General features: G+C 33.8%; 15 protein-coding genes and 2 pseudogenes. 2 read left to right on the plus strand and 15 right to left on the minus strand.

Going from position 1 to position 26531, the window contains the following annotated elements:
* Nucleotides 1-127 precede the first annotated feature (127 nt).
* The 3 genes from ACQVV1_RS14925 to ACQVV1_RS14935 all read right to left on the minus strand — a co-directional run bounded on the left by ACQVV1_RS14925 (nt 128) and on the right by ACQVV1_RS14935 (nt 2324).
* Nucleotides 128-1000: an ankyrin repeat domain-containing protein gene (locus ACQVV1_RS14925; RefSeq protein WP_242255498.1), complete on the minus strand. Its 873-nt coding sequence runs from the start codon at nt 998-1000 to the stop codon at nt 128-130.
* 437 nt (nt 1001-1437) lie between these two features.
* Entirely contained in the window at nt 1438-1941 is a 504-nt protein-coding gene (locus ACQVV1_RS14930; protein ID WP_242255500.1) for a nitrous oxide reductase accessory protein NosL, read from the minus strand.
* Nucleotides 1942-2069: 128 nt separating this feature from the next.
* Nucleotides 2070-2324 (minus strand): hypothetical protein, encoded by a 255-nt coding sequence (locus ACQVV1_RS14935; RefSeq protein WP_242255502.1) that lies wholly within the window; start codon nt 2322-2324, stop codon nt 2070-2072.
* A gap of 256 nt (nt 2325-2580) precedes the next feature.
* On the opposite strand from ACQVV1_RS14935, the gene ACQVV1_RS14940 reads away from it, so the two are divergent.
* On the plus strand, nt 2581-3885 hold the full coding sequence (locus tag ACQVV1_RS14940; RefSeq protein WP_309259682.1) for a CitMHS family transporter: 1305 nt from the start codon (nt 2581-2583) through the stop codon (nt 3883-3885).
* Nucleotides 3886-3926: 41 nt separating this feature from the next.
* Here ACQVV1_RS14940 and ACQVV1_RS14945 read toward each other — a convergent pair whose 3' ends face one another.
* From ACQVV1_RS14945 to colA, 7 genes and pseudogenes are all read right to left on the minus strand, one after another.
* Entirely contained in the window at nt 3927-4619 is a 693-nt protein-coding gene (locus ACQVV1_RS14945; RefSeq protein ID WP_242255505.1) for a response regulator, read from the minus strand.
* Nucleotides 4619-6229, minus strand: coding sequence for an ATP-binding protein (locus ACQVV1_RS14950; RefSeq protein WP_431169047.1), 1611 nt, complete (start codon nt 6227-6229; stop codon nt 4619-4621). The genes ACQVV1_RS14945 and ACQVV1_RS14950 overlap by 1 nt, the downstream gene beginning before the upstream one ends.
* A gap of 145 nt (nt 6230-6374) precedes the next feature.
* Nucleotides 6375-7322, minus strand: a complete 948-nt coding sequence (locus ACQVV1_RS14955; protein ID WP_396025587.1) for a methyl-accepting chemotaxis protein — start codon at nt 7320-7322, stop codon at nt 6375-6377.
* Nucleotides 7317-8351, minus strand: a pseudogene (locus ACQVV1_RS14960) (HAMP domain-containing protein); the annotation flags it as partial. The gene ACQVV1_RS14955 and the pseudogene ACQVV1_RS14960, both read right to left, overlap by 6 nt.
* 242 nt (nt 8352-8593) lie before the next feature.
* The gene (gene floT / locus ACQVV1_RS14965; protein WP_063225201.1) at nt 8594-10168 is read right to left on the minus strand and encodes a flotillin lipid rafts scaffold protein FloT; all 1575 of its coding nucleotides are present in this window, start codon (nt 10166-10168) and stop codon (nt 8594-8596) included.
* 12 nt (nt 10169-10180) lie between these two features.
* The gene (locus ACQVV1_RS14970; RefSeq protein ID WP_242255509.1) at nt 10181-10729 is read right to left on the minus strand and encodes an NfeD family protein; all 549 of its coding nucleotides are present in this window, start codon (nt 10727-10729) and stop codon (nt 10181-10183) included.
* A 398-nt stretch (nt 10730-11127) separates the two neighbouring features.
* Nucleotides 11128-14025, minus strand: coding sequence for a collagenase ColA (gene colA, locus ACQVV1_RS14975; protein ID WP_242255511.1), 2898 nt, complete (start codon nt 14023-14025; stop codon nt 11128-11130).
* A 420-nt stretch (nt 14026-14445) separates the two neighbouring features.
* Here colA and opuD point away from each other — a divergent pair, with 420 nt between their 5' ends.
* Nucleotides 14446-15996 carry a glycine betaine transporter OpuD gene (gene opuD / locus ACQVV1_RS14980; RefSeq protein WP_242255512.1) on the plus strand — a complete coding sequence of 517 codons (1551 nt, stop codon included), beginning with the start codon at nt 14446-14448 and terminating at the stop codon, nt 15994-15996.
* 101 nt (nt 15997-16097) lie between these two features.
* On the opposite strand, the gene ACQVV1_RS14985 is transcribed toward opuD, so the two are convergent.
* From ACQVV1_RS14985 to ACQVV1_RS15005, 5 genes and pseudogenes are all read right to left on the minus strand, one after another.
* On the minus strand, nt 16098-16961 hold the full coding sequence (locus tag ACQVV1_RS14985; protein WP_309260251.1) for a GNAT family N-acetyltransferase: 864 nt from the start codon (nt 16959-16961) through the stop codon (nt 16098-16100).
* 160 nt (nt 16962-17121) lie between these two features.
* Nucleotides 17122-20198: pseudogene (locus ACQVV1_RS14990) on the minus strand (leucine-rich repeat domain-containing protein).
* A gap of 258 nt (nt 20199-20456) precedes the next feature.
* Entirely contained in the window at nt 20457-21632 is a 1176-nt protein-coding gene (yhbH, locus tag ACQVV1_RS14995; RefSeq protein WP_063225207.1) for a sporulation protein YhbH, read from the minus strand.
* Between the two features lie 445 nt (nt 21633-22077).
* Nucleotides 22078-23973 (minus strand): PrkA family serine protein kinase, encoded by a 1896-nt coding sequence (locus tag ACQVV1_RS15000; protein WP_000353280.1) that lies wholly within the window; start codon nt 23971-23973, stop codon nt 22078-22080.
* Nucleotides 23974-24369: 396 nt separating this feature from the next.
* Nucleotides 24370-26439 (minus strand): sensor domain-containing protein, encoded by a 2070-nt coding sequence (locus ACQVV1_RS15005; protein WP_063225208.1) that lies wholly within the window; start codon nt 26437-26439, stop codon nt 24370-24372.
* Nucleotides 26440-26531: the final 92 nt, after the last annotated feature.

A 26531-nucleotide genomic window follows, 5' to 3' on the forward strand; every position in this document is an offset into this window, starting at 1 on the left:
GGATACGGTTTTCTTTACAAACAAAAATCCCATTTACATACACATTACTGAATCCATCATACTAAATGACTTCTTCATTCTGTCTATCTAAATGAGATTATTTCGTACTTTTTATTTCTTTATCTTATTATTCCACCGGTTGTAGTTGTGGCTGTACTAATTCATTCGCTCCAGCTACCCTCAACATATTTGCAATATCTTTAAAGCCTCTTTTTTCAGCATATTGCAACGGCGTAATATTTTCCTTATTGGCCATATTTACATCTGCCCCGTGGTCAATAAGCATTTGAATTACTTTCTTATGATTTTCACTACCATTTCCTAATACAATTGCTTCTACTAAAGCTGTTCCACCACGAGCATTTTTATAATTCACATCAATATCTGTATGCTCTAATAATTCTTTTACGACCTCTACATGGCCACGTTCAGATGCTGAAATGAGTGCTGTTCCACCTGACTTAGTCGTTTCTTTCGTATTAACTCCTGCATTAATTAATACTTTTACAATATCCGTATATCCTTCTCTACTTGCATAAAGAAATGGATTACTTTGTTTCTCATCTTTAATTTCAATATTAGCACCTGCACCAATTAATGCTTTAACTGTTTCTACATGATTTTGATACGTTGCTGCAAGGACAGGCGTTTCTCCGTTGTCACCTTCTACGTTTATATTCGCTCCATCTTGAATCAACTTCATAGCTGTCTCTGTGTCTCCAAGAGTTGCTGAAAGTAACAACTGTTTGTCCATTAAATTTATACTTTTTTCTTCTTTAGATTCTTCCTGTTCTTTATGCTTTTCTTTTTTCTTTTCGTTTTTCACATGAACCGGTTTCGATTCTGATTCTTCCTGCTTATCGCAAGCCACTACCGTCATTAAAAGTCCTAATAACATACATAATAAAATTTTTTGTTTTCTCACAACTACAGCTCCTATGAAAGATAATGTTTTCTTAACCATTCCTCCATCACATACAATAACTCTTCTTGAGTACATTTATCCATAAGCCCTTTATATTCCTTCTTTAATCGGATTATCTTAAACTTATACTATGTTTCTCAACCTATTGGAATGATACGCCTGATGGCCTCATCATTAACATTATGAAGCAATTAGTTTAGCACGTTTTTACCGCATTTGTATACATTTCTAAAAAGTACATAAAGTGAAACTTTAATCAGTGGGAGGGTTCACCCCACTGATTATTAGTTGAACCAATCGGGCATTTACGAGCTGTTGATCTCCCACCTAACTTCTTTGCTCCTGCCTAATTTTGAGGTGGGAGTTTTACTGCCCACAAATAGCCGGGTAAATGATTGCTTTAGGTTACTATATTCCATTGTAACCGTTCTTCTAAAAATTTTACACCTTTTCTATATTTGCACCTGAGTAATACTAAAAAAAGACAACCCTACAGTTGTCTTTTTCTAGTATTAATGATGCCCACCATGATTCCCTGTTTTTGGTTTCCCCATCATTTCTTTATTCATTTCCCATTTATGCTCTGCTAGCTCTTTATACGAAAGAACTTTCCCCTTATAGTTAGATACAAAACTCTCTGCACCTTTTTTATTTTTAAATGAAATGACATTATAAGCCATTGGTGTCGTTATTGTTTTATCATATACGTAAGTAGCGTCTTCTAACGAAACCCAATCTTTCGAATCATAATCTCGAACAAATTTTTCTTTCGTCTTTTCGCCTGGATTAATCTCCATCCATTTATACATACAACCGATATCATCAAACTTTAATGCTTTTCCATTTTCTAAAATGATTTCTGTTGCAAATTGATTATCCATTACCCCAATTTGGCAAATATCACACTTATCATGTTTCTCATCAACTGCCACCGCTTCTGCTTGTTTCTTACCACATCCTACTATTGTAAATACAAAGAATAAGCATATAGCAAGCATCACATACTTTGTTCTCATTTTATTTCCTCCCTATACGTATCTTCCACAAGGAGAATATCAAAAAATTGTGTGAGATTTGTGAAAAAACAATGTTCTTTTTGTAATACATGGAAAAAAGATGTGTAGTCATATCTACACATCTCTCATCATTCACAACCTGTAATTAATAAATCGTCTTCTAACTTAACTAATAATGTCTCTGTATGAATTGGCTGCCCAACAACTACATTTACTAATCTTATATTTCCACTGATACCGACCGCAACTTTTTCAAGTTCACCGTTATTTTTTCGGATCATCATTAATTTTTCCCACTCATATACGTAAGAAGATTCATCAACAAAAATCTCTTCTACTTTTCCTTCATAAGAACTATAAATCTCTTCCATTCTCGTTTTCATATAAAATCTACTCCCTATTTCACACTTCAATATTTTCATCTTATTCTACCATTCTTACAGAGAGCAGCTTACCTTTTTAAAAATTCAAATTAACTACCGTGAACAAAATGAACAAAATAAAAATTATGCTTCTAATGATGTTATTTTTCAAATTATTTACCATTTGAATAGATGCCACTATGATAAACAAAAAAACTATTTTCTGAATTTTTATTTTATTTTGAAAGCGTAATCATTTTTTGGAGGGGGAAATCATATGTTAGCTCTACTTGGATTTGCGATGGTATTTGTCTTTATGTTTTTAATTATGACGAAACGTATGTCTGCACTAGTAGCATTAATATTAGTTCCAATTACTTTCGCATTAATTGGTGGGTTTTATGCAAATATGGGACCTATGATGTTAGAAGGAATTCAAAAACTAGCACCTACTGGTATTATGCTTATGTTTGCTATTTTATATTTTGGAATTATGATTGATAGCGGTTTATTCGACCCTGTCATTAGTAGAATTTTAAAATTTGTAAAAGGAGATCCTTTAAAAATTGTTGTTGGTACAGCAATTCTTACTATTATCGTTTCATTAGATGGGGATGGAACGACAACTTATATGATTACTGTTTCTGCAATGTACCCACTATATAAACGCCTTGGAATGAATCCACTTATATTAGCTGGGGTTGTTATGTTGGGGGCTGGTGTAACAAATCTTACGCCTTGGGGTGGCCCGACAGCTCGGGTTATGAGTGCACTTGGACTAGATGCATCAGAGCTCTTCACACCACTTATACCAGGAATGATTGCTGGTGCACTTTGGGTAGTTTTCGTTGCTTACTATCTTGGAAAAAAAGAAAGAAAACGTTTAGGAATTATGGATGTACAATATTTAAAACAAATGCAAACGATGGATGAGCAAGCTGCAACAGTCGAAGCTGCCACTCACAAACGTCCTAACCTTCTATGGATTAACTTTTTATTAACTGCTACCTTACTTGTCTGTCTCATACTAGAAGTTATGCCGTTACCTGTCTTATTTACAATCGCTTTCGCTATTGCTGTTATGCTTAACTATCCGAACTTAGAACAGCAGAAAGAACGTATTGCTTCTCACGCAGGAAACGTATTAGCGGTTGTTTCTCTCGTATTTGCCGCTGGAATTTTCACTGGGATTTTATCTGGAACAAAAATGGTAGATGCGATGGCTAAAGGTGTAGTAGCCCTTATACCAGATGCACTTGGACCACAATTACCAATTATTACAGCACTTCTTAGTATGCCGTTCACATTCTTCATGTCCAATGATGCGTTTTACTTCGGTGTACTACCTATTTTAACAAAAGCTGCTGCTACCTATGGAATTAGTGCGGCTGAAATGGGACGTGCTTCCTTACTCGGGCAACCTGTTCACTTATTAAGTCCTCTTGTCGCATCCACTTATTTATTAGTCGGAATGGCTAAAGTTGATTTTGGTGAACATCAACGCTTCACTTTATTGTGGGCAGTTGGAACGACAATGGTAATGTTGATTACTGGAATTTTAATTGGGATTATTCCAATATAAGATAAAAAAACAGTAGAGGACATATATCCTCTACTGTTTCTTTATGAACAAACGAGAAAATACCTTCTTTCTGGTCTCCCGACACTTCCATATGTAAGCTCCGCATGAACTTTCTTTCCTGATATTAAATATTCTAAATAACGCCTCGCTGTTGACCGGCTTACTCCTACCATTGTACTTAACATTTCTGCTGTAATTCCTTCTTCATTCACTGTTAACATATGCTTTTTTATTTTTGCTAAAGTTAAAGGATCTATCCCTTTCGGCGCATATTCTATTTCATTTCCCTTTACACCTCTTTGGGACCATAGATGTTCTATTTGTTCTATAGATAATTGATTATTTTTCTTTAACTGCACAATCTTTTTTTGATAACTTTCCAAACTTGCCTTAAATCGATCAAACATAAGCGGTTTTACGATATAATCTGTTACTCCACCTCGTAAAGCATGCCTCACTACATCTGTTTCCGATGCAGCTGTAATCATAATAATATCTGTATCATGTAAATTATTCCTAATATATGTGACAAGTTCCGTCCCTTGCATATCAGGTAAGTATACGTCTAATAAAACGAGCTGTGGCTTCACAAGATCTAGCCATTCTTTCGCTTGTTCTCCATTCGTTGCTGTTCCAATTACTTTAAATCCCTCAATCTTTTCAGTAAAACGACGATGAATGTCTGCAATTCGAATATCATCTTCTACAATCAATACTTCAATCTCCTCACCCATTACAATTCGCCTCTCTCTTTTGGTAATGCAATAATAAATAATGCACCACCTAAATCCCCTTTTTCGATTGCGATACTTCCATTTAAATCTTCTACTAACTCTTTCACTTTTGCTAATCCATATCCTCTCTTCCCGCCTTCTTTCGTCGAGAATCCTTTGTAGAATATGCTAGTAATGACTTCGTCATGAATCCCTGGGCCCGAATCCTCCACTTCAATTACGATTTCTTCTCCGATATCAGTTACAAACATCCTTACCTTCTTATCATTCTCTTCATTTCTTTCAATCGCTTCAAATGCATTCGTAATTAAATTTCCTAAAATGGAAACGACATAATTACTCTCAATGTGCGGGCTTAATTTGTCTAAACTACTTTCTCGATCTAGCACAAAATCAATCTTCAGCTCTCTTGCTCTATTATAGAATCCAATTAAAATTCCACCTAACCATGGATTTTGAATTCGCTTCATAATAAATTGAACAAAATCTTGATATACTGCTGTTTCCTTATGAATAAGCTCTAAAGCATCCTCATATGATTCTAGTTGAATAAGACCTGAAAGCGTATACAACAAATTGTTATATTCATGCGTTTGCGCTCGTAATGCCTCTGTATATTGCTTCGTCTGAGATAATTCTGCTGTTAACTGATCCATTTCAGATTTCAAACGTAAGCTCGATACAACGCCCGTTACTTTATTCTTTACTTTAATAGGTAGACGATTCGCAATCACAGCCTGCCCTTTTATATTTAATTGACGATCAAACTGTTCTTCACCAGTTTGAAATACATCTAGTATCGTTGAATTAGGAATTACATTTAAAATGAATTCTCCAATAATATTGCGTTGTTCATCTAGCGAAAGAATATCATAAGCTGCTTGATTGACTAAACTAATCATGCCCTTTTGATCAATGACAATAATCCCTTCACGTACAGATTGAATCACTGTACTATGCTCTTCATATAAAGATGAAATTTCTTCTGGCTCCATCCCAAACATCATTCTTTTTATACTTCCTGCTAAATACATAGAACCAATTATCCCAATTAAAAGACCTATTATTGTAATCCAAAATACACGCTTTCCATATACTTCTACCGCTCCATGAATATCATCAATTGAAAATCCAACAGACACCACGCCAATAATTTCATTTTCCTGATTACGAATTGGAACTTTGCCGCGTAATGAAGGGCCTAATGATCCAGTTGCTTTCGAAACGTAAGATTTCCCTTCTAATAGAACTCCTTTGTTATCTCCACCAACCATTACTTCTCCTATTTTATCTTTCTTAGGATGTGCATAACGAATCCCTTCTTTATTTCCAACTACAATGAAGTCAGCCTCTGTATCCATTCGAATTTTTTCTGCAATCGGTTGAATGATAGAAGCTGGATTTTCTTTTTGAAAAGCTTCTTTTATTTCAGGTATAGCAGCAACAGTTTTCGCAACATGTAAAGCTCGTTTCCCAATTTGCTCTTCTACTGTTTCAGACAATATGTAATAGAATAAATAACTCGTTAACAGAAGTACAACAAGAATAAGTGTACTAATAGTTAATGTGACTCTCGGCTGTAGTTTTAATTTTTTTAATTTCAAAACCATTCCCCTAACATAAATAAAGATGGAATTTAAAGAAAATACAGTTTTTTTACTCAATCATAACACGGTTACTGTATATTTCTTAATTTTTATCTTCATAAAAAAAGAAACGAAGTACAATTACTACTTCGTTTCTTAACGTTTGTGATTACACTTTAAATTTCCCAATCATTTCTTGCAATTCTTCTGCCATTTGCGATAAATGAACTGATGCTGCATTGATTTCATCTACTGAAGCTAATTGTTCTTCTGAAGAACCAGCAATATTTTGAACGCTTGCTGCATTTTCTTCAATCGTAGCTGCAATTTCATTAATAGATGCACTAACTTGTTTTGCATCTACCGTCATTTGTTTCGCTACTTCTACCATACTATCAATTTGTAAAACTGTATCATCTGTAGACTTCAATATTTCAGCAAAGCTTTGCTTCGTTTCATTTGCAACTACAAGTCCTGATTGTACTTCTGTACCAACTTGCTTCATAGAGCTTACTGTTTCTTTTATGTCAAATTGTATCTCTTTTACTAGTTTTCCAATTTCCGTAGAAGACTGTCCTGATTGTTCAGCTAGCTTTCGCACTTCATCTGCTACAATTGCAAATCCTCTTCCTTGCTCTCCAGCTCTCGCAGCCTCAATTGCAGCATTTAATGCTAATAAATTTGTCTGCTCTGCAATATGTTGAATCACCTCAAGGATTGCTCCAATTTGTTTCGACTTATCATCTAACAAAACAATAACTTTATCTGATTGTGAAACAGAATCATGGATTAATTGCATTTGATTCACAGTTTGTTCAACTAACTTTCCACCATCTTCAGCCTTTTTCTTCGTATACATAGATGCTGTGGATACTAATGAAGAACTATCTGCAACACGCTGAATCCCTTCTGTAACTTCTTCTAATAATGTTGCGCCTTCTTCAACTTCTTTCGTTTGTATTTCCGATCCACTCGACACTTGCTCTATTGCCTGTGTAATTTGTTCCGTCGCTTCACTTGTCTGCTTCATGCTAGCTGTTAATTCTTCTGAAGATGCTGCTACATGACCTGCTGAAGTATTTATATTAGAAATGACATGATGTAATGATGCCGCCATCTCGTTAAAGCTTTCTCCTAGCTGCCCAATTTCATCTTTAGAATGAACTGTAATTGTTTCTGTTAAATCACCTTCACTAATCTTTTTCGATGATATAACAAGTTGTTTTAACGGACTAATAATAGAAGCAATTATGAAGTAAATTAAAATCCCGCCAATTATTAATGAAATACCAATAACAGTTAGCGTTTTATAGAAAATAGGGCTAGCTGCTTCGATAATTTCTTTGGAAGGCATAATCCCTGCTATTTTCCATCCAGTCTGCTTATTTGTTATAAAGGTAACATTGCGATCATCACTATCAAGTTTGAATTTAAAATCACCTGTTTCCTGTTTGTACAATTCCTTCTCAAGTTTTTCTTCTATTTTGTCACCTGGCTTCATCGTCGGATGCGCTATTACATTTTTAGATTGGTCGAAGATTGCTACATATCCTTTTTTACCGATATTGACCATTTTTGAAGTATTTACAATATCATTAATAATTAAATCAATACCGAGAACACCACTTTTATCCTCATTTTGTTTTGCTATTGTAATAACAATATTCCCTGTTGTAGTTGATTTATATGGGGCTGTGATAACCACTTCTCCGCTTTTTTTCGCTGCTTCTTTATACCAATCTCTTTCGGTAGGATTATACCCATCTGGCATTTGAATAGACGGTGATTGAATAAATTGTCCAGTACTAGACCCCGTATAAATCGCTTCTATTTCTGGATGTAATTTATTATATTCTTCTAATTTATTTTGCACATTTTGAAGCTGATCCGTTCCATAACTTACTCCATTAAATAACTTTGTAAAATATACTGCGTCTACCTTTTTACCGTCTATCTCTTTGTTAATAACATTATTTAAAATCTTTACGTTATCTTTCGCTGATTGTAAAATTGTTTCATTAAAGTTTGTCTTCGCTTGTTGATAAGACGTCCAACCAATTACAATACTTGGAAGAATTAAAACAATAACAAATGATATAAGTAACTTTGCTTTTAAACTACTTCTCCTTAATTTCCCTTGAAGCATACTTCTACCCCTCCATACCGTTTTAAATGTAATTATCTCACATTTAATTTCTTTATATAAATTATACGATTAATATGTATCAACTCTTTGTCTCTTTTTCTATTAAAGAATTAATACATACTCTTTTCATTCTATATAAATTAAATAATTAAAACAATATATAAAAATGTATATTATTCTAAATATTATAATTCAGAGAAGAACCTCTAGTATCTCACTTACTAGAGGTTCTTCTCACTTTACTATTCTTTACCTTTTTCTACTTCTTTTTTCTCATCTTCTACTACAGATACAACAGGTTTATCATTTGATAATTGTTGTACCGCTCCCTTTCCTGCAAATCCTTCTAATAACTCTTTTAAGTCAATGCCAGAAGAAGCTTTTAATGTTTCTTGCATCGTCGCCATTAAATCAGTCGCATAACCCGCAACTTTTCCAGCGCCGCTATTTTTACCACCGCCGCCTGTATCAACAACTGTAATTTTATCAATGTTGCTAAGTGGGCTTGCAATTTCTTTCGCATAACTTGGAAGCATTTTAAGTACCATATCCATAATTGCCGCTTGGCCATATAATTCAAATGCCTCTGCAATTTTTTGTTTCGCTTCTGCTTCCGCTAAACCTTTTAATCTGATAACATCGGCTTCTGCTGTACCTTGTGCTTTTTGTACTTCCGCTTTCGCTTGACCTTGCGCTTTCTCAATTTCCGCCTTCGCTAAACCTTCTACACGTACTTCTTCTGCACGTGCTCTCGCTTCTGCTTCAATCTTATATTGATCCGCATCTGCCTTTTTAATTTGTTTTACTTTTTCAGCTTCAGCTGATTGCTCAACAGCATAACGATCTGCATCTGCCTTTTTCTTTACTTCTGCATCGTATTGCTTTTCACGACGCGCAATCTCTTTTTCTTCTAACTCAATTTGCTTTTCACGCTCAATGATTTTAACGCGCATTTGCTCTTCTGTTACACCTTGTTGCGCTTTCGCTTGTTGTAATTCATAAGAAAGATCCGCGTCTGCGCGAGCTTGTTCTTGTTCTCTCTTATAAGATTGTACTTTTAGTTCTTTATGTTTTTCAGCTTCAGCAATCTGTGCATCACGTTGGTATTCAGCTTCTTTCGCTTCTTTCTCAGCGCGAGCTTTTTCAATACGTGCTTCCTTTTCACGCTCTGCATTCGCAATTGTTGCATCACGCTTAACTGTCGCAATTTGCGGCTGACCAAGTGCATCTAAGTAACCGTTCTTATCCATGATTTCTTTAATTGTAAAGGAAACGATGCGAAGACCCATCTTCTTTAAATCTGTAGAAGCTACTTCATGCACCTTTTGAGCAAATTGCTCTCTATTACTATACGCATCTTCTACTGTCATAGAAGATAAGATAGCACGAAGATGCCCTTCTAAAACTTCTTTTGCTTCTATTTTTAACTCTTCTGTTTCTTTTCCTAGATATTGTTCAGCTGCTGTGGAAACTTCTTCAATTGTTGATCCTACTTTAATAATAGAAACACCGTTTACTGTAATTGGTACACCTTGTTTTGTATACGTATCACGTGTTCCGACTTCTAACTTGTAGTTTAATAGGCTTAAAGGCTCTGCTCTTTGCATAATCGGCACTACGAAAGTACCGCCACCGCGAATAATCTTAATCTTCTTTCCATCATCCGTGGTAACAACATTTTTCCCGCCCCCAAGCCAATTACCTGTAACAATTAACGCTTCATCTGGTCCAACTGTTCGATACTTCGTAATGAATACTAAAATGAGTAGAATTAAAATTGCGAGTAAAACTCCACCAATAATTAATGGAATCGTCATGTAAATTCCCCCTTATAATTTTGGTTTTTTTAAAGAATGAGTGATGTTTTGTACAAGCAAAACACCATCTTGGACTCCCTCGATAATAACCTCAGTTCCTTGTGAAATATCTTTTTTTCCAACTGTTTTAGCTGGGATTGCATTACTTCCAAATTGGGAAGAGATTAATACTTCACCAAATCCTTCTGTCGGAATTGTCGTAATGACTTCTCCCTTACAACCAACGAATTCATCCATACGTTGCACAGTATTTTGTTCTGCTTCTGCAATCGGCTTTAAAATTAGTATTTTCATTATGAATACACCAATAAAAGATATAGCAAATGCAGCCCCGAAAATAAGAATACTATTAAAGGAAAATAAATATTCTCCTATATAACTAAGTCCACATAACATGGCGAAAAAACTAAGTAATAAAGTAACAACGGATACCGATCCGCCTCCAAAACTAAATATGGATTCAAATATATCTCCAAAAAAGATATAAATCACAGTAAGTATAGTAGCAATAATAAATCCATATAAATAAATTGTCTCAAGTGGATAACCAAACAAAACCATTTCTTATCCCCCTCTCTTAAACAATCCCTTTTTTGTTATGTGTATGCCCCACCTCTTCCAAAGATTATCGTTCTTAATTTTCAGTTATTTATATTTTAAAGAAAAGCCTGCAGTACAGGCCTCTAAAAAAGAACAGGAGAAACCTATTGTGACAGGCTCCTCCTAGAAAATAACCGATATATTATATATCTATATAATATACCATTTTCCACAAAAAGTAAAGTTAAACATACATTGGAAAAGCACTTATTTTATCCCGCATTAACGGGCAGTAAAACTCCCACTTCAAAATTCGGTGAATTCGAGGAAGTTAAGCGAGAGATAACTGCCCATAAAAGCCCGATTGGTGTGGGCTAATAATCAGTGGGGGATGAACAGCCCCCCCACTGATTAAAGTTTCACTTTACTGATAATTTGTAAGTTCCATTGCCATTATCATATTTATATACATACAAGTAATACTTACCTGGTTTTGCATTAAAGTTTGCCTCTATATGATTTCCATTTGCTTGACCGTAAGCAGCATAATTTTGCATATCTGATTCATGGTGAAGTACCCATGTCATTCCGATTCCATACTCATTTAAAACGGAAATATCAATATCTTTCGCTGATGCTACATTAAATGTATAAACATCAGTGTAATCTCCACCGATAAGGCTACCTTTTATAGTAGTGTTTAGTCCAATACGATTTGCTTCCTCTGGGCGATTATTTGGTTCTGATTCTGTTAAACTTCCATCTTTAACCGTAACCGTTGTTTCGCTTTTGCTCTCTTTTCCTTTATCATCTTTTACTATTAACGCTACTTTATATGAACCTTCTCTTTCATATACATGTACCGGATTTACTTCTGCACTTGTGCTTCCATCTCCAAAGTCCCATAAATAAGAAACGATTTTTCCATCTTCATCTTTTGAGCCATCACTTTTAAATTGAATACCTTCTTTTACAAGTCCATTATAAGGGCCATTTATATTAACCGTTGGAGCTTTATTTTCTCCGTCATCTTTTGCGATACCGTGGAAGACTACATCATATTCAAATTGATTTGAGCTATTTACACGGTAATTAACGAAATATGCTGTAACAGTTTTGTAGCCACTCCATTCTTTTTGCGCCAGTTGTTCTAAAGCTTCATTTACTTTCTTACTCATTGCGTTCCAATCTTCTGACTCACCTTTTGTTACACTACCTGTAAACGTGCCTTCTAATGTAAATGTATTAAAGAATTGGGAGCTATGTTTTGTCATTTTTGCATCTTTCATCGGTAGCGTATCACTAATTTCTTTCTTCACTTCTGTTAATGATTTCGGTGCATGTTCAGCTAAATAATCATCTGCTACTTCCGGTACATTATATTTATCTTGATTATCGATTAGCTGCTGCATATACTCTTGATACTCTTTATTTAGTTTAGGATCTTTACTTAAAGTTTCACGATATACATCATAATTTTTCACGTCATTTGCACGAATTAAATCTTGAATTTTATCAAACGTTTCAAATTGATGTGTATATAAGTAAGACTGTAATGCAAATGAGTAGTTATAGAAATCCCAAGAGCCATATTTAGCAAATAATGTTCGCTCTGCTGTATAACGGCTTGCAGGATCAGATGATAATCCACTAATGATACTCTTTCTCGGCACTACATTATTTGTTCGAGTAGACCCTGCGAAAAACTCTGCATTTCCTTCTTGGAACCAAGTTAACCTTTCATTTTGATACATATCTCCTCTTCCGAATAAACCTGGTACTTCATATCTCCCTTGAAGATAATGAGTAAACTCATGACGGAATAACTCTTCTAAACTATAAATGCTTTGTTCTGGCGTGCGCTCATATGTAAAGAATGTTCCTGTTTCTTCAATATAAATTCCACCGTTATTTGTTTCGTATCCATACAGTTGTCTATTTAACTGGTACTCTTCTGGGCTGTTATAAATTACTATCGTTAATATATCATCTGCATTGCCCGGCTCTAACGCTTTGTCATTCCCAATTACACGATGATACTGTGCTTTTACTTCCTTTGCAGCCCAGTATAGTCTCTTAATTTTTTCTTCCGATACTTTATCTCCTGTTTTAAATACGATAGATCCATTATCAAATGTATACGTTTTTGGTAAGTACTGCTCTTTTCCTTCTTTACGTATTTTCTCTAAATCTACTGTATTCCCGCTATAATCTTTTCCATTATAATTTGTTGTAATTTGTTCTACTGCGACAAAGTACGGCTCACTTAAGCGCGGATACATATGCATTGCTTGTGTAACAACTTCTAAACCTTTATTTGGATTACTGTGAAACTTCCCTAAACGACTTGCAAAATAAATTCCATTATTAACGAGCCACTTATTTTCTTGTGTTACTTCATTTAGAAGAGCGATACGATTTATTTCATTAATAAACCCATCTACTTTCCCGTACCACATCGTTTCATTCGCTTCTTTACGAGCTTCAATTAAGTAAGACTGTATATCATAGTCAATCCCTTGCATGATATCGTATATTGCTTGTCCCTTCATTCGATCATTTACATACGTAGTAAAATTATCATTGTATTGCTTTAAAATATTCGATGCGTATTGAACTGTTTCAACATCGCTTGAAGCATTACTAATTAATTTACCGTATGCAGATACGACTGTATCTTGTTCAGCTGTACCAAGCTTAAAGTTTGGATTTTTTGCGATTGCTTTTAAAGCAGGTAAACATTTGTCCTGGAAGCTTCTTTCATTTAATTCACTTAACTCGTTATTATAAAATGCCAGATAAAAAGCTGAACGTAACACTTCCGTAAACGTTTGAATTCCTTTTGAATCATCTTTCGTAAATGTACTACCCCGATGAGCTAATTCATCTATAACGACTTGCATTTTCCCTTTATCTTTATAAAAAGCTTTTGTATCTTCATTAAACTGGAATAAGTCTGTAATTTGATGCCACTTAATACTGCCTAACGTTTCAACTAATTCTTGATTATTCATTTTGTTTAAATCAGCCATTGAATAGCTTTCTTTAACTTGCTTTACTGTCGCTTTGTTCGTAATAGATGCTGGTCGCTGTGAAAAGTCTCCTACTTTTAACCGTTCTTGAAACGATAATGTTTCCTCCGCTTTAGAAACGTGTCCAATCTCATCTACTGGTTTTTCAATTCCAACTGGTTTCGTTTTCAACACATTATACGGTACTTTTTCTTCCGCTGATACAGGAGCTTGAAGCGCCCCTAATGATAGAGCCATTGTACTAATGCTAAGCATAACTTTATTGATCTTTGATTTCTTGTTCATATCCTTGCCCCCTATTCAAATATTCCATTCACGAATTTAACATAAAATCTGGATACAACAATATAAAATGCAATATTTCATATTATTTCTCCCCATATTTTGTACATATCGTGAACAACCTTACCTTTATCCCGCATTAACGGGCAGTAAGACCCCCACCTCAAAATTCAAGGGAAGCAAAGAAGTTAGGTGGGGGATCAACTGCCCGTAAAAGCCCGATTGGTTCAACTAATAATCAGTGGGGGATGAACAAAACCCCCACTGATTAAAGTTTCACTTTATCTAACCTCCAATAGTTATGAATCTATAGCGATTAAACTGTCCTTTTACATGTTTTAAAAAACGAATTTTTTGACAATTAAACCTTTAATTGTTATGGTTAATATAATTGTTAACTTTATTAAACAAGGGTGGGATTCTATGATAAAAAAAGAAAACAGTGTATTTTATATCTCCATCTTGCTTACAACATTATTCATCATATGGGGAATTACCCCGGCAAGTTGGATACAAGGCTATGATTTACAAAGTGTTACATCTTCCTTAAACTCGTTTATCCTCAATAAATTTGGGTGGTTTTACTCTTTACTTATGACCGCAATGATTATTTTAGCTACTTATTTAGCATTTTCTAAGTACGGTTCCATTCGTCTTAGTAAAGATGGAGAAAAACCAAAGTATAGTTATCCATCTTGGTTATCTATGTTGTTTGGAGCAGGAATGGGAATCGGACTCCTCTTTTATGGAATCACTGAACCGATTTCACATTTTACAGATCCATTAACAGGAAAAGCAGGCACAGAAGAAAGCGCCAAGCTCGCTATGCAATATTCATTTTTCCACTGGGGCCTCTTTCCATGGGCACTATACGCAATGGTTGCTTTAACAATTGCATATTTCACATTCCGCAAACAAAAAGGTAGCACAATTGGTGCTACAGTTACTCCATTATTTAATCGATCGAAAAATTCTCCTATCGGAAAAACAGTCGATATTTTAGCTGTTTTAGCCACAGTATTTGGTATTGTACCATCTGTTGGGATCGGTGCTCAACAAATCGCCGGAGGATTAAGCTATTTATTCCCTTCTATTCATAACACTCTACTTACACAGCTCGTACTTATCGCCATCTTCGCTGTTTTATATTTAACGAGTGCACAAACTGGCTTAGATCGTGGGATTAAATATTTGAGTAACTTAAATTTCTCTCTTGCAGGTATTTTACTCGTCTCTTTTTTACTTTTAGGACCAACTGTATTTATTATGAAATATTTCACATCTACACTCGGTTCTTATATCGGAGCTTTACCTAGTATGGGATTAAATTTAGGAGCATTTAATGAAAAATCTTCTTCTTGGATTGAAAACTGGACTATTTTCTATTGGGGATGGTGGATCTCTTGGTCTCCATTCGTCGGTACATTCATCGCCCGTATTTCTAAAGGGCGCACAATAAAAGAATTTATTTTTGGAGTTGTATTAGTCCCAACTCTCATCTGTACATTTTGGTTTACAGTATTTGGCGGCACCGCTATCCATATGGAAATGTTCCAATCGCTTGGCATAGCTGATGAAATCGCAAAAAACGGGACAGAGATTGGATTATTCGCTGTTATTTCACACCTACCATTCTCTACATTTTTAACAATTATCGGATTGATTTTAGTAGCCACATTTTTCGTTACTTCTGCCGACTCGGCAACATTTGTTGTTTCTATGCAAACGAGTAATGGAAGCTTATCACCGAAAAATAGTTTGAAACTTATATGGGGATTAACAATCGCGATAATTGCAGCTATTTTATTACAAGCTGGAGGATTAAACGCCCTACAAATTGCAGCTATAATCGCAGCACTACCATTTTCTATCGTAGTCGTTCTTATGGTTATTTCACTCTTTAAAGAGCTGCGAAAAGAAGATGTTAATTCACAAACGAAAGAAGTCTCTCAAAAAATAAAAAAGGTTATGTAACGATTAGCACCTCAAATTACTTCTAAATCCGTAATAACTGAGGGAAAAGTAGATTAATAAAACCCATTCGTATGAAATATAATTTTCATACGAATGGGTTTTCACTCTATTATATAGTATTGTAAACATGCCTTCTGCTCAAATCCTACTTTCTTGTACAACTTCATTGCACGATCATTATTCGTATTCAAACATAATTCTATCTCCTTCATTCCTTGGAAGGAGAAAATATACTGAATTGCCTTTTGTAATAACCGCTCTCCGACACCTTTTCTTCTACTATTTTCAGCGGTTGCAATAAATTCGATATTCGCTTCTTGAAACTCTGGATTTACTTCCACATATACATAACCTTCTAATTTATCATTCTTCATACTTACAAATAATTTATTCGTATTACTTAAACGTTCAATAATTTCATTTCCTTCATAATATGTATTAGGAAACACATGATTGTGTAAAGCGGTAAACTGCTCAAACACTTGTGGTAAAGCCTCTTCTACATTACATACAATACGTTTCCCCACAATATTATTTAAAATGAGAATACTATGTCGATCTTGTTCTTTAGCATGTAAATCTTTCATTAAACGGACACAATTATTATTTTCCACATGATAAAAACCATAAAATCTTTCAATATGAAAAGGCATTTTTTCTAAAAGCTCCTTCCACATACGTAAAGCAACTTCCTTCCAATCGTTTGCAATAATAAACGGTCCCCATATTTCTGCACATTTCTTTACTTCATCCACATCAAATCCTAATACACCAATTATTTTATTGTCCTCATAAGTAACAACAAAGGATCCTTCCCAACCTATATCAGAAAAATCATGAAGAATTGTATGTAATAACTCCGCTTTCTCATCTCCACAATAACCAACATGATGAATAGCATCCTTGTTCATACTTGCAATAAATGATGCTATCTCTTCAATCTTTAAAATAGAACTAACATACATAACCATCCCTCCTCCCCCAATACATTCTTTATTCCCCACTAATTTCCTCCTCTATAAAAAAGACACTATCATAAGTAAATTTCAAATCGAAATCGCCATGATAATGTCTTCTTAAAAATTCATGAAATCTTATTGTTTAATACACAAAACAATATATTATTTACTTCTTAAATAATTTTTTTCTAAATACAAACATACTCATTGCAGATAAAACGAATGCTAGTCCAGAAAGTAAAGATACATTGCTTTCTTGCCCACCTGTTGCAGCTAAAGTGTTTTTACTCTCTTCTTTTTTATTATCCACTTGTTTATTGGATTTATTTCCTTTCGCTGATTTGTTGTCTTCTTTCGGTTGCTCTTCTACCACTGGTTTATTAGCTTCTTCTCTTGTTTTTTCTTCTACTACTGGCTTAGTTGTTTCTTCTTTTGGCTTTTCTTCTACCACCGGTTTAGCTGTTTCTTCTTTTGGTTTTTCTTCTACCACTGGTTTAGCTGTTTCTTCTTTTGGTTCTTCTACTACCGGCTTAGTTGTTTCTTCTTTTAGTTCTTCTTCTACCACTGGTTTAGCTGTTTCTTCTTTTGGTTTTTCTTCTACTACTGGTTTAGCTGTTTCTTCTTTTGGTTTTTCTTCTGCTACTGGCTTAGTTGTTTCTTCATCTACTTTTGGCTCAAGTTTCTCCACGACGTTTTGTCTTACTTCTCCACTAAACCAAATACCTAACCCAAAATAATCATTTCCATCAAACGTAAACTCATATACTTTCTCCCCTGGAGTACTCCAAGTAATCGTACCTTCTTCTTCATTAATAATTCCGCCTTCACTTTTCAGTGTAATGTCCTCAAGCGGTACTCCTTCTACATCATGAACAGGGATCTTCACAGCTTCGTTCACTTGCACATCATCTAAAGTAATTTTCTGTCTTCTAATATCCATTGTACTCCACTGAGATAATTGTATAATCGGTCTAATATCACGAATTTCATTGCCAGGTAACTTTAAGCTAATTAAATCTAGCATTGAAGCAAAAATAGAAATATCTTGAATCTTATTATCGGATAAATCTAACCACTGTAAATTTTTCAATTTACTTAATGATGTTATATCTACTACTTTATTTCCTACCAATTCAAGTTCGTTCAACATACTTATTTCACTGATCGCTTCTACATTGCTAATCTCATTATGATTTAATTTTAATACATCTAAATTCTTCAACTGTTGAATTTCTTGAAGTGATGCATCATTAAGCTTATTATTAGATACATTTAAATTTTTCAACGCACTTAATGTAAACAACGGTTTAATATCCGTCACATTATTACCATTTATATCTATTTTTTCAAGCTTATCTAATTTTGAAAGTGGTTCAATATTTTTAATTTGATTTGAAGTTAAATTTACAGTCTTCAAGTTTCTCAAACTCGAGATAAAATCCACATTTTTCAGCTCAACATTGTCTAGAGTCAACTCTTCTATGTTTGTCATATATTCTAGACCAGAAATATCTGTGATGCCTTGATTTTTCCCATCAACTATTTTTAACGATTTAATTTGTAATAAATCTTCTTTTGTTATAGATGATTCTAAGTTCGTTCTTCCTAAACCATTTTTATTAATGAATTTTTGTAAATTTTTATCTTGAATAATATTTATATCTTCATGCTTTTCAACAATTTTTTGGTAAACTGTCCCATTGAATAGTATTTTTTTTCATAAGGAGCTGTTTCTAAATTAAATTCATATATTTTTTCTCCCGTACTATTCCATTGAACAAATCCATTATTAAGCGTTCCTTCCTCGCCCTGCCATCTAATATTTTGAAGGATTTCACCATTTAAATCGCATATAGGAATTTTTATATATTCATTGACTACTCCATCACTTAAAAAGATTTTTTGTCGCTGAAGTTTAATAGAAATCTTTTTCGCTAACTCTTTCACTGGTCTAATATCTCTAATTTCATTCGCTATTAAATTTAAAGAATATAAATTATTTAAGTTACTAATTGGTGAAATATCAGAAATATAATTTTGTTCTAAATCCAACGATTGTAACTGTTCCATTTTTGCTAATGGTGTCAGATCTCTTATTTCAGCATTTGCAACTTCTAGTTCAACAAGATTTGTCAATTTGCTAATTTCCGTCAAATTATCAATATAATTATTCCCTATCCATAATAAGCGTAAATTAGCTAATTTCTCAAGATCTGTCAGATCACTGATTTTATTATTACTTAAATATAATTTAGTTACAGAATCCATTGAAAATAGCGGCTTAATATCCGTGATTTCATTTCCAATCAAATCTAATGCTTTTACTTTTTTCAACTGGCTTAATGGTGTTAAATCACTAATTTTATTATCACGTAAAGTTAAGAATTGTAGTTTTTCTAGTTGAGAAATAGGTTCAATATTTTCGATTGGATTCAAATATAACTTCATTGTTTTTAATTTTTTTAGACTTGATACTGGTGATATATCTTTTACATTAGACTCATCCAATTCAAATGCTTCTAGATTCACCATATATTGCAAACCTTCTAAACTCTCGATACCTTTTCCTGAGTATACTTTCAACTCTTTAATTTGTGCTGCCTCTTCCTCAGTAATAGGTGCATTTATATCTGCTCGTTGTAAAACACTTTTATTAATATATTGTTGTAATTTATTATCAGATATTATGTTTTTCGCTTGTTGTTGCTCTTCTTTTTTCTCTTTCGATTCTTCTACAGTGTTATTTTCTGCATGAACTGTATTTACTTCAAACTGCACTTGATATTTTTCATCATATCCCATAGATGGAATGAAAATATGCATTTGCATTTTATATCTTTTTCCTAGTTCTCCAATTTCGAACTGAATCACTTTTGTTCCATTTTTTCTCTTATCTTCTGATAGTACTTTCACATCATGTAAAGTACCAGGATTTTGACTATCTTCTACCTTAAGATATTGGAAAAAATCACTATCATTTAGCGTAGCTGTTACAATTTTTTTACCGTTCTCAATTGTTACTTTTGGTTCTTTTATATACGTTGTAGCTCGCGATTCTTCATTTGTTTTTTCATTATATGCCTTTAAAACAACATCATACGTTCCATCCTTTAAAGTATGTCCCGCTTTATTTGCTTCACTTACTACAGCTGCCAATGCCGGCGTAGAATATGTAGCAAATGGCAACGACAACGTCGCCGCTATTAACATTGCATTTATATGTTTTCTTTTATTATTTTTCACTTTAAACTTTCCTCCAAGTTATATAAATTGTAATTTCTTAACATATTAATTTTCGGTTATTATATCCAAAACAGATATTACTCCAATAAAGGTGACCACTCATTAACATCTAATTTATTTTCTTTTCAACTTTACATCTCCTCCAAAATATATCAATCAAAATGTAATCACATCTCGAATAAATGATAATGATTTTCATTTTTAATGACAACTAGGAAAATAAAAAGTTTACTAAAAAATAACCCCTTTTTAAAGGGGTTATGCCATTTTCTCTCCAGCTTCTTCTCTAAAGAAGCTCTTCATCGCATGGAATACATCTGCTTTTTGCTTTAAAATATAATATCTGAAATTCTCATCTTTAATATTTTTATAGGCTGACATGAGGGTACTATGGCGGTTGTACTGGTTCACTTCCCCATATCCAAACATATTACACTTCTTCATTAACTCTTCAACAAGCTTTACACATCTAGCATTATCTGATGTTAAATTATCACCGTCTGAAAAATGGAATGGATAAATATTATAGCGGTCTGGTGAGTATTTATTATCAATTAGCTCGAGTGCTTTTTTGTATACAGAAGAACATATTGTTCCACCACTTTCTCCTTTTGAGAAAAATTCTTCTTCTGTAACTACTTTAGCTTCTGTATGATGGGCAATAAATTCAATATCTACTGTTTCATACTTCGTTCGTAGAAATCTCGTCATCCAGAAAAAGAAGCTACGTGCCATATATTTCTCCCATATTCCCATTGATCCACTCGTATCCATCATTGCTAATACAACCGCTTTAGAATCTGGCTTTAATACTTCATTCCAAGTGCGGAACTTTAAATCTTCTTGATGAATTGGATGGAAGGATGCTTTACCACGCATCGCATTTCGTTTATATGCGGATATCATCGTTCTTTTCTTATCGATGTTGCCCCATAATCCTGTTTTTCTAATATCATTAAATTCAACATGTTCAATCCGATTTTCATCTATTTCTTTTCTCTTCAAATTAGGCAGTTCTAACTCTTTGAAAAACGCTTGCTCTAATTCTAGAATAGAAACTTCAGCTTCATAATAATCTTCTCCAGCTGAATCTCCTGCCCCTTGCCCTTTTCCTGGTCCTTTTTGTTTTTGACCACCTGATCCATCTCTCGCAACGACATCACCAACTTTGCTGTCACCATTTCCTTGCCCAACGTGTTTGTTTTTATCATAATTGTACCTAATCTTATATTCATCTAAAGAACGAATTGGTATTTTTACAACATCCTTACCATTAGACATAACAATGCTTTCTTCTGTTACAAGATCGGGTAAATTATTCTTAATTGCCTCTTGTACTTTTTCTTGATGGCGTTGTTGGTCGTCATATCCTTTGCGATGGAGGGACCAGTTTTCCTGTGAAATCGTATAATTTGGTTGGTTTTCTTCACCCATTTCTTTCCCTCCTTACTGTAATTGTCTTCCTATATGAACAGCAAGCTAAAAATTTTGTTTTATACTGTGCCAGCTAGAATGAAAGGTAACTGCCCATCGAAAATCATCCCATAAACATATATAACGTTTTTCATATAATACTCCGAGCATCCTAAACAAAATTTTGCCACTCACATAATAGAAATGACATTTAACCGTCGATAAGAAAGAAACACAATGCATTGTTGCACACATTTTCACTTTGCAACATATTGTATTGTGTTGGCTTTTTTCGTATGAATGGTTGGTTACTCTATCATATGCATATTGTAAAAATAATTGACAATAAATTCATAAAATTGCATCTTAATTTATTATATTTGGACAAGGTATGACACTTTACACATATGAACGGATAATAAAACGCTGTCCCGCAAAATACAAGAGACAGCGTTTTGTTATCAAACTATCGATTTAACAGGCTACCTACATAGCGTAATAATTCATTTGCTGAAGAAGAATTATAGCCGTGCTCATCAATTAAACGTGCAACAACATCATTGATTTTCTTCAGCTGATTTTCGTCTGGTGTTTTCGTTGATGTTGTGATTTTCACTATATCTTTTAAATCAGCAAATAGCTTCTTCTGAATCGCTTCACGAAGACGTTCGTGCGAATTATAATCGAAGCGTTTCCCTTTACGTGCATAAGCAGAGATGCGAATTAATATTTCTTCCCGGAATGCTTTTTTAGCATTTTCTGAGATTCCAATTTGCTCCTCAATTGAGCGCATTAATTTTTCATCTGGGCTCATTTCTTCCCCTGTTAACGGATCACGTAATTTCGACTTATTGCAGTACGCCTCAACGTTATCTAAGTAATTATCCATAAGTGTCTTAGCGGATTCTTCATACGAATAAACAAACGCTTTTTGTACTTCTTTCTTAGCGATTTCATCGTATTCTTTTCTAGCTAATGAGATGAAATTCATATAACGCTCTCGGTCTTCATTACTAATCGATGGATGCTGATCCAACCCATCTTTTAACGATCTAAGCACATCTAGAGCGTTAATAGAAGGTACCTCTTTTCGAATAATTGTAGATGAAATTCGGTTAATAACGTAACGAGGGTCAATACCTTTCATACCTTCATCTTGATATTCGCGTTGCAACTCCTCTACATCAATCGCATTATAACCTTCTACCGTTTCTCCATCATACAAACGCATCTTTTTAATTAAATCAATATCTGGACGCTTCGGATCTTTTAATCGAGTTAAAATCGTAAACATTGCTGCAACTCGAAGTGTGTGCGGTGCAATGTGCACATCGGACACGTCACTTTCACGAATCATTTTTTCATAAATATGTTCTTCTTCACTAACTCGTAAATTGTATGGGACTGGCATTACGATAATACGTGAATGTAATGCTTCATTTTTCTTATTTGCTATAAAGGAACGATACTCTGTTTCGTTCGTATGCGCTACGATTAATTCATCTGCTGAAATAAGCGCAAATCTTCCTGCTTTGAAATTCCCTTCTTGCGTAAGGGATAATAAATGCCATAAAAATTTCTCATCACATTTTAACATCTCTTGGAATTCCATCATTCCCCGGTTCGCCTTATTTAATTCTCCATCAAAGCGATACGCTCGAGGATCTGATTCTGAACCATATTCTGCAATTGTAGAGAAGTCAAGACTACCTGTTAAGTCAGCAATATCTTGTGACTTCGGATCTGAAGGACTAAATGTACCAATCCCTGTACGACGATCTTCCGAGAAGAAAATACGCTCTACGACTACATCCTCAATTCTTGACCCATATTCTTGTTCTAAACGCATCACATTTAATGGTGATAGATTCCCTTCAATTCTAACCCCATACTCATCAAAGAAATCATCTCGTAAATGATGCGGAATTAAATGAAGTGGATCTTCATGCATTGGGCAACCTTTAATTGCAAAGATTGCTCCGCGATCTGTTCTTGAATAAGTTTCTAATCCTCGTTTCAACATCGTAACTAATGTTGATTTCCCTCCACTAACAGGACCCATTAATAATAAAATACGTTTTCTAACATCTAATCGTTTTGCAGATGGATGAAAATATTCCTCTACAAGGCGTTCTAAAGCATCCTCTAATCCAAATAGCTGATTACTAAAGAAATTATACTTTCTTCTACCATCAACTTCTTCAATTCCAGCGTCTTTTATCATATTGTAAATGCGAGAGTGTGCTGTTTGAGCCACCCATGGTCTTTCCTTCACAAGCTCTAAATACTCCGCAAACGTACCTTCCCATTGTAAGCGTTCTTCTGCTTCTCGATGCTGTTCAATTTTTTTAAGAATATCCATTATAGCTCCTCCCCCATCTCCTTGTTCAATCGGATTATTATAAAAGGTATGCTAGGATGTCCTCAAACATTCTTTAAATCAAAATGAAATATATAGTAGTCATATAAAATTCTCTCCAAAATTCAAAGAAAATTCTGTATAATATAGGTATTAAAGTTTTTACACCGCTATTCATTATAAATAAATTCTTTTCTTCCAAGAACCTTACATACATTTCGAATAATAATTAGGATTCATAAACCGAAAACGTAAGGAGGATATTAGTATGAAATTATTATTGATTTTAGGTGTATCACTCACATTTCTTACAGCCATTTTTACATCTGGTTACAATGATAAACCAGGTACACATAAAAAGTGATGTGCTTTTTAGCACATCACTTTTTTCTTTATCAATCATTTGTAATATGTATTTTCCACATCATATTTTGATAGCGGTCTACTATAATAATAACCTTGTACAAGCTTCACATTCTTTTCCTTCAAAAACTGTATTTGTTCCGTTCTTTCTACTCCCTCTGCGATTACATTCAATTCTAAAGTATGAGCTAAATGAATAATTGCAGCTGTAATATTCGTATCGCGTTCATCTACATGTATTCCTTCCATAAAAGAACGATCAATTTTCAAAGTATCAATTGGATACGTTTTTAAATAACTTAAAGATGAATATCCTGTCCCAAAATCATCTAAATGAATCTTTAAATTTTGTTCTTTTAATTGTAGCAATACTCTTTTCGATATATCTTTATGTATAAGGGCTCCTTCTGTAACCTCTATCGCTAATAAATGGGCTGGTACATTGTACTTATGTAAAGCACGTGTAATCATTTCTATTAATGTAATAGAGCGAAAGTGCCTGGCTGAAATATTAACTGCGATCGGGACAACTTCATATCCTTTATTTAACCATTCACGTATTTGCTGACACACTTCATTTACTACCCATTCATCAAGCTTAATAATAAATCCTGTTCTTTCTGCTAGCGGAATAAATTGATTGGGAAGGACAAATCCTAATTCTTTATTCTCCCACCTTATTAAGGCTTCCATACTAGCTATTTTTTTCGTTTCAATATTAATTTGTGGCTGATAATATAAAAAGAATTCATTTTTTTCTATAGCACGATGTAATTGGTTTTCTATTATAAATCTTTGTTCACGCTCACAATCTAATCCATTGCCATAAAAATGATAATGCCCTTTTCCTTTTTCTTTTGCTTTTTCCAAAGCAGCATCAACTCTTTGGAATAATATTTTTTCATCTTTTCCATCTGTTGGGGCCATTACAATTCCAATTGACGCACTTAAATACACGTCCTCTTCTTGTATTACAAAATGCTCACTAATCCTTTCTAGTATGTTGTTTGCAACTACCTCTACACGTTCTTTCGTTATATTTTCTATTAACATAACAAATTGATCATCGTGTTCTCTAAATAAGTGCATACCGTCTATTTGGAGACTACTTAAACATTCTGTAACTTTTTGTAATACTTTATCTCCTTCTTTATGACCAAACGTATCATTAATAAGATGAAATTCATCTAAGTCTATAAAGATAAACGCAAAATCTACCTTCTCATTTAAGAAATCATTTAACTTATTTGTACATGAAATTCTATTCATTAATCCTGTTAACTGGTCATAGTAAGCTAAATATTCCGTTCTCATCTCATTTAATACTTGCCTTGTAACATCCCTCGTAACAATATAAACCCCAACAATTTCACCATTCACAATAATTGGAATAGTTCTCAAAGAAATATAGAGCTCGTACCCTTCTTTATGAACATATTTCTTTGAAACAATTTGCTTTGCTCTTCCTTGCATAGCCCCTTTAAATATAATTTGAAAATCTTTTTCATATTCTTTATTAATAAATTCAAAAATAAATTTATTATTTAATTCTTCATATCGGTATCCGAATATTTCATACGTTGCTGGATTTGCATATGTAATTTCCCCTATAGAATCTATAGATATAATAGAGTCATTATTATATTCTAGTAATGACTTAAATAACATTTGTTTTTCCTCTATCTCAATCTTCTCCTCAATTTGAGCTGTAATATCCCTCGTAATACAAATAATAAACTGGCATACTCCTTCTTCGTCAAATACAGGATTAAGTGAAGATTCATAATGTATCTCACCCTTTGGTAAACTAACTACATCACAAAAGGTATGCGCTTTCGCTTCGCTCGCTACTTTTGCATATTGCACTTGCAATATTTCCGCCGTATCTTCCGGTAATACTTCTGCAAAAGTTTTTCCATAACATTCTTCACTTAGCTTTGCATAATCCATACCTAACTTATTTACATAAATATATTTAAAGGTTTCATCATCAATAACTTTCACAATAAATACTAAATCTTGAATAGCATGTAATAATCCTCTTCTTATTAAATCCATATCTATCATACTTAAAAAGGTATTTTGATTACGATATTGTTCCTTCATATTTATCTCAACCTGTCTGATCTATTTTTATTCATATATCCCATTCTATATGAATATGTACCCTTTTTTAAATGTATGATTACATATTTATT

Source organism: Bacillus basilensis, assembly GCF_050630465.1.
GTDB lineage: Bacteria > Bacillota > Bacilli > Bacillales > Bacillaceae_G > Bacillus_A > Bacillus_A basilensis.